Genomic DNA, 10,703 nt, shown 5'->3' with positions numbered 1-10,703 from the left:
CCGGCGGCCGGGTGAGGCTGTTCTGCCTGCGACCCGAAGACGCCTTCGGCGGGTGGGGCCCAGGGGGACGGCGAGTCGTGCCCGGCACCGGACCCCTCCCGGCCGCTGCCCGGGCGGGCGTCATCGGCGCTGTCGCTGAAGGGGGGACGCGGTGTCATGGTAGGCACTTTCCCTTGCGAGCCTGAGCGATTCCTGAATACCGACCAACGTTCCGGTAAGCGACCGACCCGCGCAACCAACGGCGGCCAACGGGTCCGATCGGCTCAGGAGTTGGTCTGGCGCACCGCTAGTAGATCACGGATCTCGGTGAGCAGCCGGGCCTCGTCGGTCAGCACGGGGTCCTCCTCAGGCGGGACCTGGCCCCGGGCGCGCCGCTCGTTGATGGTCCTCAGCGGAAGGACCACCACGAAGTAGATCACGGTTGCCACCGACAGGAAGGCGATCACGCTGTTGAGGAACGCGCCGTAACGGAAGACGCTTCCGTTGATCTTGAACGTGAGTGACGAGAAGTCCGGCTTGCCGAAGATCGCGGCGATCAGTGGCGTGAAGATGTTCTGCACCAGGGACGTCACCACGGCGGTGAACGCGGTGCCGATGACCACGGCCACAGCCAGGTCGACCACGTTCCCGCGCATGAGGAACTGCTTGAAGCCCTTCATCAACGCTCTCCCCCCTACAGGCTGCTGGTGTGCCATGGGAGGATATCGGCGCACGTCGGAGGGATCCGACCAGCCCTCTATGTCCCCGATGGGCCGCTGTCAACTAGGCGCGCGCAACGTCCCGGCAAAACCGTGGTACACCGGTGGGACGAACGGATGCGCGTGGGGCTCGGGATCGGAGGTCGTCTGGTGACGGACGGTGCGCGACGGGCCGAGTGGAACGACGACGACGCAGACGGCCGGGGTCCTGGCCGCGATCGCGGCCGCGGTCCAGCGGGAGGCCGCGCCGGCCCCGGGGGCTACCCGGCACCGTCCGGCTACGCACCGGCGGGATATCCAGACTCTCCGGGCCCCGGCGGCTATCCGCCCGCGAGCGGCCACCGGCCTCCTGACGGCTATCCGCCCGCCGGCGGCTATCCGCCCGCCGGCGGCTATCCGCCTCCCGGCGACTCTCCGGCCGCCGGCGGCAACCAGGGCTCTCGAGGCCGCCCGGCGCCCGACGGCTACCCGTCCTCGCCCGGGTACGGGCGTGGCGCGGACTACGACGACGCGGCGGGGTACGCCGGACCGGGCGGCCGCGGCGCTCCGGTCGAATATCAGGGTCAGCAGCCCGGCTATCCCGATCCGCGCGGCCGGGACCCCCGCGAGGCCTATCACGGACCGGATGCCCGGGCGCCGCGGGAACGGTCCGGGGCCGGCGGACCGCTGCCCGGTCGGCCCGCCGGGGCGACGGGCGCAGGCATCGGCGGGAACACCTCGGTCCGCAGGGCACTCGTCCCCCCGGCCGGTGGGCGCCGCGCCGCCGCACCGACCGGTGCCGGTCGAGCGGGCGGGGCCGGTCGAGCGGACGGTACCGGCCCGGCCGGGCGCACGATCCCGCCGGGCCAGGGCGCCACACCGCAGGGCTTCGACGGCGACGCGCCCGGGCCTGGCCGGGAGGAGTCCTCGCCGGCCCGCGCCGCGCCGGCGACCGGCCCCCGTGCCGGCCGATCCGGGCGGGCGGGTCGAACCGGGCCGGGTGCGGCCGGCGGCCGCCACGGACAGTCTGGACACCCGGGGCGGTCCGGCCGTCTCGCGGGCTCCGACGATTCGGACGGCACCTATCCACCCGACGGCCCCGAGGCGGTGACGCGGCGCCCCGGTCCCCCAGCCGGCGATGAGACGGGCCTCATGCGCCGCCGTGGTGGTCGATCCGCGTCCCGATCAGCCGCCGGTGACCGCACCGATCCTGGCCGGACCGGGCGCCACGAGTCACCCGGACAGCGCCCCGACTACCCCGAGCGCCCTGACTACCCCGAGCGCCCTGACTACCCCGAGCGTTCCGATCGGCCGGACCGCTCCGGCCGATTCGACCGGAGCGCCGGGCTCGCCCGCGGTGGCGCTCGCCCCGAGCGCCCGACCGGCCCGGGACGCCGTGCGGACCCCTCCGCCACCATGACCAGTGGGCGGCCGGAGGCTCCCTCTCCGGAGGACGGCAGGCGTCGGCCCGTGGCGCGCCGTGCGGGCGGCCCGCTGACCGCGGCCATGGAACGTGATGCCTCCGCGGGGCGCGATGGCTCCGCGGGGCGCGGTGTCTCCGTGGGGCGGGTTGACCTCGTCGACGATGCGGACGCGCGTGACGACCTCGTCGACGGTCGTGGCCCGGTGGGGCGCGACGACGATGCCGACGCGGAGCCGATGTCGTTCCTGCGCCGCCTGGCCGTGGCGATGGTGGTGCTGGCGGTGGCGCTCGGCGTCGGCGTCGGCGCGGGCGTGGTGTGGGAGAAGGTCCGGCCGAGCGGGCGCACGGCGTCGAGCGGGCCGACTCCGTCGGCGACGCCTGGTGCCGCCGCGTCGCCGTCCCCGGCGGGCACGGCGGCCACCGCGCCGGCGGCCCCGGCCGCCGGGCAGATCGCCGTGCCGGCGGACTGGGTGGCCTACACCGATCCGCAGCAGAAGGCCACGTTCTCCCACCCCCCGGTCTGGAAGCAGCGCCGCGACAACACCGGAATCTTCTATGGCGAGCCAGGCGCGGCGGCCGCCGACTACGGTCCGCAGATGATCGGCGTTGCCCGCATCGCCGGGGCCGACGCCACGGCCGCGCTGGCCAAGGTCCAGGCAGGCGAGTTCGACGGGGTGTCCGGGCTGACGAAGGACCGTTCCGGCCCCGCCACCGACAGCAGCGGTCAGCCCACCCAGGAGCTTGCGGGCTCCTACGACCGTGAGGGCCAGCGGGTGTCGTACCTGATGCGGACGATCCCGGCCAACGGTGCGGTCTACGTCCTGATCGCCCGCGTGTCCACCAGCGCGGCAGCGAGTCTCAACACGCTGATGGGCGCCCTGCGGTCGTCGTTCTCCCCGGCCGCCTGAGCGGCCCCGGCACGGTCACATCCGCGGTCCGGGCCGGGCGGAGCGCGCTGGCGAGAGCAGGTTCCAGAGCACCCCGGCGGTGGCGAACCTGGACGGTCCCGTGGTGGGCGGCCAGCCGTGCGCCATCGTGGGCAGCAGGAACTGGACGACGCGCGCCGGCGACCCGCACCGTGTCTCCCGTCGCACCGCCACCGGCCCGCCGCCCGCCGGCTGTCCGGCCACGGGCTGTCCGGCCACGGGCTGTCCACCTGCCGTCGGTGCGGCGGCGGGCAGGCTCGCCTGGCCGGTCGGCGGCTGCCCGGCGGCCGCGGGGGCGGCCGGGGTGAGGGCGGTCGGTGGTGCGCTGGTGGCCGGGGCGCCACCGGGCACCGCGAGGCCGGCGGCCAGGCCGTCGGGCTCGGGTGGGGTGGTTGTCGGCGTGAAGGTCCACGGCACGCCGTACGAGTCGGTGAACACCGAATCGCCCGGTGCGCTGGGCACGGGGCAGCGATCCTCGGCGCGGAACGGCGCCAGGCTCTCCTCCTCCGGTGTGATCGCCGTGTTCAGCACGGGCGACCAGGGCGTGCCCAGATAGGGGACATGCCCGTCCTGGCCTCCGTGCACCGCCACGACGGTGAGCGGCGCGGCGGGATGGCACTGGGCGACCTGACGGCTGCCCGCGACGACGGCGACGCCCGCGAGTTCGTCGCCGTGCTCGCAGGCGTACCGGTAGGCGAGCATGGCGCCGTTGGACAGCCCGACCATGCTGATCCGCCGCCGGTCCACCGGGTACTTCTCGCTCAGGTGGGCGACGAGTGCGCGCAGCCAGTCGACGTCGTCGATCTGACGGGCCGACGCGATGTCACAGCACGTGCCGGCGTTCCACGACTTGCCGATCCCGTCGGGGTAGACGACGGCGACTCCCGCGGCCCGCGCGAGGCCGTCGAGATCCCAGTTCGTCTTTGGATCGGTGCCGTCGTAGTGCAGGCTGTGCAGCGCGACGATCAGGGGGTAGGGCGTCGGCGTACCGGGCGGCGGCAGCGTGATCCTGACCGGGGAGCCGCGCCCTGATCGCTCGAAGGTGTCCGGCCCGACGGTGGGGGTGGCACCTGGTGTGGCCTCGGGGACCACATGGCCCCGACGGGATCCACCGACGACGCCACAGCCGGTCACGGCGAGCAGCACGGGGACCAGGAAGGTGAGGAGCCAGACCGCGGTGACGCGGCGGCGACGAACGGCCGGCACGCAGGCCATTCTGACTCGCCGATCGCACAGGGGGCGTCACCGGTGCCGCTGATTACCCTTCGTGTTCAGACTGCTACGAGCCAGCTCCCCCTCGGGGGCGCGGACCACATTGAGTCGTGGCCGCTCGGTCGCGGACGAGGGCGACCAGCGCCCGGCGGCCGGCCGCGCCGCAGGGGGCGGGGTGTTCTCCGCCGCGGTGCGGTAGCGGTCGAACGCCTCCTGAGCGCGACTCTCCAGATCGTCCACGAGTGCCAGCGACTCACGCACCCGGCGCTCACCCGCGGGGCCGGCGGCGAGGAGGTCGGACAGACAGTTGTCCACCGCACGCCGTGCCGCCAACCAGCCGAGGAGCAGCCGGGAACGCTCCATGTCCGAGAACTCGTCCACCGAGATGTCCCTCCGCTCGCCACTCGTGACGTTGTTGGGGCCGCTGCCGCGAAGATCGGTCGGGGGATCGATCGACAGGTCTCCTGGCTGTGCCGAGCGCCCGTCCGGGCGACTGGGTTGGTTCAGGTCGACGGCCGGTCCGATCGTCCGGTCCTCTCCCAGAGTGCCCCACCCGGGGGCCGAACGCGCCGTAGTTCGCCTAACGCACACCCACTGGTCCTCCCGAGACGGTAGATCCGGGAGCTGATCACAGGTTACGGGGCCCCTTCGCAGGGGGCTGAGCGGCGGGGGGTGCCGGACCGGCCGGCCGGTGTGTGGCAGTGGACGCCGCGATCGGCCGCGCGGCGGGAGGCCGTGGACGAGCCGCTTCACCGGGTGCGGGAATCGAGGCTCGGGCGTCCTCGTGTGCCGTGTCACTCACGGGCCCTGTCGTGGGGGCCGGTTCCGGCGGGTGCTCGGGGCCGGGCTGGCCCCCGTGACGAGCCAGCCGGACCGCGGCGGCGCTCTGTTCGGCGTGGTCGAGGATCTCCTCCCAGCGCCGCTGCATGGGTCGCACCAGTCCGCCGCCCACGCCCACCACGACCACACCGCCGACAGTGGCGAGGATCGCCCACAGCACGGGCGTGGTGACCGACGTGGCGAGGCCGACCTCGTCCAGTCCGGCCTTGCCGAACGCGATCACGATCACTGCGGCGACCGTGTCGCTGACCGCTCGCCGGTAGGTCAGGTCCCGCAGCGCCTCGCGCACGAAGGTGCGGGCCAGCCGGGCCAGGCTGACGCCGAGCAGCACGACGATGATCGCCACCGCGGTGTGCAGCAGCAGGATGAGCAGCTCGGTGATGGTGGACCCGGCCGCGCTCGGCCCGAACACCCCCACGGCGACCCGCAGCACAGTGAGGTGGCCGAGTCCGGCCAGGGCGCGCAGCGCGCCGGTGCGGATCTCGCCCGCGGGCCGGCGCAGCAGGGCCGGCAGTCCGCCGCGCTCCAGCACACGGTCCACGCCGCAGCGGCCGGCGATGACGGCCAGCAGCCGGGCGGCGATCCGGACGAGCAGTGCCCCGACGATCAGGATCGCCAGACAGACCCCGACCTTCGGGCTGGTCTCGGCGATGCGCGACCAGGCGTCCGACGCGCCGCGATCCCAAGCGATGGCGCCGGTGAGCTCCACGCGGCCAACTATAAACTAAAAGTAGCTGTGCGATGACGTAAAGCAACAATGGTGGGGGCCCGCGCGTCGTCGCCAGCCTGGCCTGCCCGGGCCGTCGGTCGAGGGCGGCTAGCGTCGGGTCGCATGACGGTCTCGGTCTGCTGGCTGCGGCGCGACCTGCGACTCGGCGACAATCCCGCCCTGTGCGCGGCGGTGCGTGACGGCGGCGAGGTGCTCGTCCTGTTCGTGCTCGACGACACGCTGCGGCGCCCGGCCGGTCCGGTACGCCCGGCCTTCCTCTACCGCTGCCTGCGTGAGCTGGATGAGCGCCTCGGCGGCCGGCTGTGCGTGCGCACGGGGGATCCGGCGCGCGTCGTCCCCGCGGTCGCCCGCGAGGTGGACGCCCACCGCGTGCACCTGGCCGCGGACCACGGCCCCTACGGGCGGCGCCGTGACGACGCCGTCGATCACACCCTGCGCGCGGACGGCCGCGAGCTCGCCCGTACCGGCTCGCCCTACGCGGTCGCCCCCGGCCGGCTGCGCACCGCGGGCGGCACGCCGTTCCGGGTCTACACGCCGTTCTACCGGGCCTGGACGGCGCACGGCTGGCGGGCTCCGATGGCCGAGCCGACCGGCGTGCGATGGGCCCGCCGGCCGTCCGACGGCATCCCGGACGATCCGGATCTCGGTGACGTCCGACTGCCACCAGCGGGCGAGGCCGCCGCGCTCGAGCGGCTCGGCGAGTTCCTGCACGGTCCGCTGCGCGGCTACGCCAAGCGGCGGGACATCCCCGGAGAGGACACCACCTCCCGGCTGTCGCCCTACCTCAAGTACGGCTGCGTCCACCCGCGGACCGTCCTCGCCGAGCTCGCCCGTGCCGCCGACCCGGACAGCGGCCACAGCGGCCGTGGAGTCCACAGCGGCCACAGCGGTGGTCTGGCGGTCGACGCCGAGAAGTTCCGCTCGGAACTGGCCTGGCGCGAGTTCTACGCCGACGTCCTCGCGGCGAACCCCGCCTCGGCGCGCGAGGACCTGACCGACTCCCTGGCCACGATGTCCTACGAGGCGCCCGGCGATGCCTTCGACAGATGGCGGTGGGGCGAGACCGGCTTCCCCATCGTCGACGCGGGCATGCGCCAGCTGCTCGCCGAGGGCTGGCTGCCCAACCGGGTGCGGATGATCGAGGCGTCGTTCGTGTGCAAGGACCTGCACGTGCACTGGACGCACGGCGCGCGGTGGTTCCTCGACCGCCTCGTCGACGGAGATCTGGCGTCGAACAACCACGGCTGGCAGTGGACGGCCGGCACCGGCACCGATGCCGCGCCGTACTTCCGGGTGTTCAACCCGGTGTCCCAGGGCCGCTCCTACGACCCGGACGGCACGTACGTGCGCCGGTGGATCCCGCAGCTGCGGGAGGTGCCACGGGCGATGGTGCACGAGCCGTGGACGCTGCCGGACGGACCTCCCGACGGCTACCCGCCGCCGGTGGTCGACCACGCCGCCGAGCGCCGCGAGGCGCTGGCCCGCTACGAGGCGGCCCGTTCCCGCCGCCGGCGCTAGCCACGGACGGTTCTGGGCTTGGAAGCAAGCGTGTCGCGTGTCGGGAATCCGACAGCTCGGTTGTCGCGTCCGGCGGATCCGACCCGTGGTGATTGGCGACCCTTGTTCCTGGGCAGGGAGTGTGTGGGCAGGGATCTCCCGCTCAAAGCCCGGCGGAGAAGTGACGGGCTCCGCCGGAGGTGGTCGCGCCGGCGTGGGGTGTGGAGGGCAACCCACGTGGGCGCGCCACGCCCGCCCGACCCGTCCGGCGGGCTGCTCAGGCAGGTGTCAGGCGATGATGTCGACGGGCGTGCCGAGGGGGACGGTCTGCGCCAGGCGGGTGATCGCGTCGTTGGTCATCCGGATGCAGCCATGGCTGACGTCCTTGCCGATCATCTTCGGCTCGTTGGTCCCGTGTATGCCGATGACGGGCTTGTGACCGTCGAACGAGCTCATCGACGTCGAGAAGCCGCTCAGGCCGAACGCATACGGTCCGTAGGCCCCGTTCGGGTTCGGCGGGCGCAGCAGCTCCATCAGGTAGAAGCGCCCGCCGGGAGTCGGCGTGTCGGAAGTGCCGATGGCGACGGACTCCGCCGCGATCTGCTTGCCGTCGCTCAACACCCGCAGCAGATGCTGGCTGCGGGACACCACCAGCCGGTACGGCGTCTCGGAGGCGCTGACCTGGTCGGCGCGCACCCAGCCGGCGCTGCCGTTGGGCTGCACCGGCAGCAGCACCTGCCACCAGCCGGGCATCTTCGCCTGGACCAGGAAGACCCGCTTGACGCCGTTCTCGTTGGGGCTGGCCAGCGTCGAGGAGGGCTGGTTGTCGGTGGGCGCGCTGTAGACGTCCACGCTCGCGCCCGAGGCGGTCACCACGGTGCTGCGGCCCTGGCCGAGCCCGGCGATCGCGGCGAGCTGGCTGCGGACCTGGGGCGTGAGGTTCGTGTCGGCCTTCTGCATGCCGTCGCCGCCGCTGCCGCAGCCGGTGAGCACGGCACAGCCGACGGCGGCCGCCAACAGCCCGGCCGCCGTCCTGGATCCGCCCAGCCGTCCGCTCATCGCGGTCATCCGGTGTAGTGCGGCGTGACGGGGACGGCGGCGGGCGCGGCCGGCACGGCGGCGGGCAGCGATGCGGGAATCGCGAGGCCGGCCGGCGGCGTGGTCGGTGCCGGACCGCCGCAGTTCGACACGCCGACCGTCGGGACGGTCACGAGCAGGAGCTTCGTCTGGGCGTCCCAGGGCGATCCGATGACGGCGAGGGCCTTCGACGGGATGTCGACCGTCTGCTTCGGCCCGATGTCGAGGATGCCGCCCTTGAGGTCCGTGTCGAACCAGCCGAACCCGAAGCTCTTGTCCGAGGTGTTCTTCAGCTTCCAGGACGGCACGGTGCCGTCGCAGGTGAAGGTGAGGAAGAGCGGGTTGAGGTCGATGTCCTCGATGCCGTTGATCTCCTTGTCCAGCGGCACCTTGAACGGCAGCAGGTCGAGGAAGTGATCGAGGTTCTCATCGCCGGTACCGCCGCCGGCCGGGCTCGCCGTCGCGGTCGGGGTCGTCGCCGCCGAGGCAGACGCGTCGGGGCTCGGCGTGGCGCTGGCGAGGAGCCCGGGGATCGGGGTCGCGCTCGCGTCGGCGGGGCCGGTGGCGGTCGCCGTCGGGGACGGCGGGGCGAACAGCCCGTCGGTCGGCGAGGTGGGCGATGCGCTGGGACTGGTCGCCGCGGCGGTGGGGCTGGGAGTCGGGGACAGGATGCTGCCCTCGGCCGGCGCTGACGGGGAGGACGTCGGGTTGGCGGACGCCGGGGTGGCCAGCGCGATCGCGGCCACGCCGAGAACGCCGACCACCGCCGCCCGCATTCTGGTGCTGCGCATGAATCCGTCTCCTCGACGTCTGCCGGGCCGGGAATGCCTCGACGGGACAATCTTGATCCGGGCTGAAGGTAGCAATGCGGCGCAGATCCGTATACATCCGGGTCTGGCGGTAGCGGGACCGTTGTGGCGGGTGGCGTCCTCGTGCGGGTGTCCGTGTGGTGCGCGCGGCACCCCCGGTCCCGGCCGCGCCGCGCGGTGGCGGCCGCCGGCGCCACGCCGAGGTCCTCGCCGCCGCGCGGCCGGTGACAGGTAGTGACGTCCGGCGGATCCGAACTTGGGTTCCGCCGGTCTGGCGCTCCAGGTCGGCGCGTAGGTCGGCGCGTGGTCGGCGCGTCGGTGACGCCCGGACGATCGGCGGTCGCGGGCGATTCCGCGCGGCCTGTCCAGGACCGGGAAGGGCGTTTTCGATTTCGGCCGGCCCCGGCCCGCGGTCGGCCGCCGAATGATGACCGGACGGACCGCCGACCGGGTTGGCGGAAAACCGTCCGGCAGCGCCACCCGGATCTGGAGAATGGCAAACAATGGCTGGTTCACAGGTTCTCCCCGCAATGTCCGGCGGTTTCCGAAATCAGGTGTGACCGCGGCGGACGTCGTGCGTTCACGTGCCCGGCAAGGGCGTCGCGCGCGGGCGGGCGGGCGGCACGTCGACGGCTGCGCCGACGGCTGCGCCGACGGCCTGAGTTGACGGGGATATCCGGGAAAGTCCGTTTTCACTTCACGTGCTCGGCCGCTGCCTTCAGGGCGAGAGGCGCTCGACCACCCAGAGGTCCGTTCCCTCGGCCGCGCGGCGGTAGCGAAGGCGGTCGTGTAGTCGGTCGGTGCGCCCCTGCCAGAACTCGACCGTCCGCGGCACGAGGCGCAGCCCGCCCCAGAACGGCGGCGTGGGGACCGGGGTGCCCGGCGGCCAGCGCTCGGCGAGCCGCGCCGCGCGGGCGTCCAGCGACTCCCGGGACTCGATGATCTCGGACTGGTGACTGGCCCACGCGCCGAGCTGTGAGCCGCGCGGGCGGGAGGTGAAGTAGCGCTCGGTCTCGGCCCGGCTGACGCGTTCGACGGCGCCGATCACGACCACCTGGCGCTGCAGCGCGTACCAGGGGAAGACCAGGGAGCCGAAGGGGTTCTCGGCGCTCTCCCGGCCCTTGCGGGAGGTGTAGTTCGTGTAGATCACCAGACCTCTGTGGTCGAAACCCTTCAGCAGCACGGTGCGCGCGCTTGGCTGGCCCGCGGCGGACGCGGTGGCGAACACCGCCGCGTTGGCCTCGGGGAGCCCGGCCGCGCCGTGCTCGCCGGCGGCCTCGGCGAACCAGCGGGCGAACTGCTCCACCCAGGTGGTCGCGAGCTGGTCGGGATCCAGCCGGCCGGCCTGGTAGGCCCGCCGCAGTCCCGCGGGATCGGGGGCGTCCTCGCGGCTGGCTTCCGCGGACCGGGTGCCCTCGGGCTGTGCGTCTTCGGACCGGGTGCCCGCGGGACTGCGGCGGGCCTACCAGGCCGGCCGGCTGGATCCCGACCAGCGGGCGAACTGCTCCACCC

At 73.7% G+C, this 10,703-nt stretch carries 9 protein-coding genes; 2 read left to right on the top strand and 7 right to left on the bottom strand.

Going from position 1 to position 10,703, the window contains the following annotated elements; genetic code table 11:
• Positions 1 to 263: 263 nt before the first annotated feature.
• A complete protein-coding gene (gene mscL, locus C1A33_RS13085; RefSeq protein ID WP_101831795.1) occupies positions 264 to 659 on the bottom strand; it encodes a large conductance mechanosensitive channel protein MscL in 396 nt (131 codons plus the stop codon).
• Between the two features lie 1,578 nt (positions 660 to 2,237).
• Between mscL and C1A33_RS13080 the strand changes: the two genes are divergently transcribed.
• Positions 2,238 to 3,008 (top strand): hypothetical protein, encoded by a 771-nt coding sequence (locus tag C1A33_RS13080; protein WP_243407487.1) that lies wholly within the window; start codon positions 2,238 to 2,240, stop codon positions 3,006 to 3,008.
• 15 nt (positions 3,009 to 3,023) lie between these two features.
• Here the strand turns inward: C1A33_RS13080 and C1A33_RS13075 are convergent, their stop codons facing one another.
• The 3 genes from C1A33_RS13075 to C1A33_RS13065 all read right to left on the bottom strand — a co-directional run bounded on the left by C1A33_RS13075 (position 3,024) and on the right by C1A33_RS13065 (position 5,787).
• A complete protein-coding gene (locus C1A33_RS13075; protein WP_101831794.1) occupies positions 3,024 to 4,241 on the bottom strand; it encodes a CE1 family esterase in 1,218 nt (405 codons plus the stop codon).
• Between the two features lie 27 nt (positions 4,242 to 4,268).
• Positions 4,269 to 4,619, bottom strand: coding sequence for a hypothetical protein (locus C1A33_RS13070; RefSeq protein WP_101831793.1), 351 nt, complete (start codon positions 4,617 to 4,619; stop codon positions 4,269 to 4,271).
• Positions 4,620 to 4,866: 247 nt separating this feature from the next.
• Positions 4,867 to 5,787: a mechanosensitive ion channel family protein gene (locus C1A33_RS13065; RefSeq protein ID WP_243407486.1), complete on the bottom strand. Its 921-nt coding sequence runs from the start codon at positions 5,785 to 5,787 to the stop codon at positions 4,867 to 4,869.
• Between the two features lie 123 nt (positions 5,788 to 5,910).
• Between C1A33_RS13065 and C1A33_RS13060 the strand changes: the two genes are divergently transcribed.
• On the top strand, positions 5,911 to 7,326 hold the full coding sequence (locus C1A33_RS13060; RefSeq protein WP_101831791.1) for a cryptochrome/photolyase family protein: 1,416 nt from the start codon (positions 5,911 to 5,913) through the stop codon (positions 7,324 to 7,326).
• Between the two features lie 267 nt (positions 7,327 to 7,593).
• Here the strand turns inward: C1A33_RS13060 and C1A33_RS13055 are convergent, their stop codons facing one another.
• The 3 genes from C1A33_RS13055 to pdxH all read right to left on the bottom strand — a co-directional run bounded on the left by C1A33_RS13055 (position 7,594) and on the right by pdxH (position 10,554).
• Positions 7,594 to 8,364, bottom strand: a complete 771-nt coding sequence (locus tag C1A33_RS13055; RefSeq protein WP_101831790.1) for a L,D-transpeptidase — start codon at positions 8,362 to 8,364, stop codon at positions 7,594 to 7,596.
• Positions 8,365 to 8,369: 5 nt separating this feature from the next.
• The gene (locus C1A33_RS13050; protein WP_101831789.1) at positions 8,370 to 9,173 is read right to left on the bottom strand and encodes a hypothetical protein; all 804 of its coding nucleotides are present in this window, start codon (positions 9,171 to 9,173) and stop codon (positions 8,370 to 8,372) included.
• A 736-nt stretch (positions 9,174 to 9,909) separates the two neighbouring features.
• Positions 9,910 to 10,554 (bottom strand): pyridoxamine 5'-phosphate oxidase, encoded by a 645-nt coding sequence (pdxH, locus tag C1A33_RS13045; RefSeq protein ID WP_101831788.1) that lies wholly within the window; start codon positions 10,552 to 10,554, stop codon positions 9,910 to 9,912.
• Positions 10,555 to 10,703: the final 149 nt, after the last annotated feature.

It is taken from the genome of Frankia canadensis, assembly GCF_900197875.1.
GTDB classification, from domain to species: Bacteria; Actinomycetota; Actinomycetes; order Frankiales; family Frankiaceae; genus Frankia; species Frankia canadensis.
Note: the sequence above shows the minus strand (reverse complement) of the source record. Positions and strands in the feature narration are given on the sequence as shown.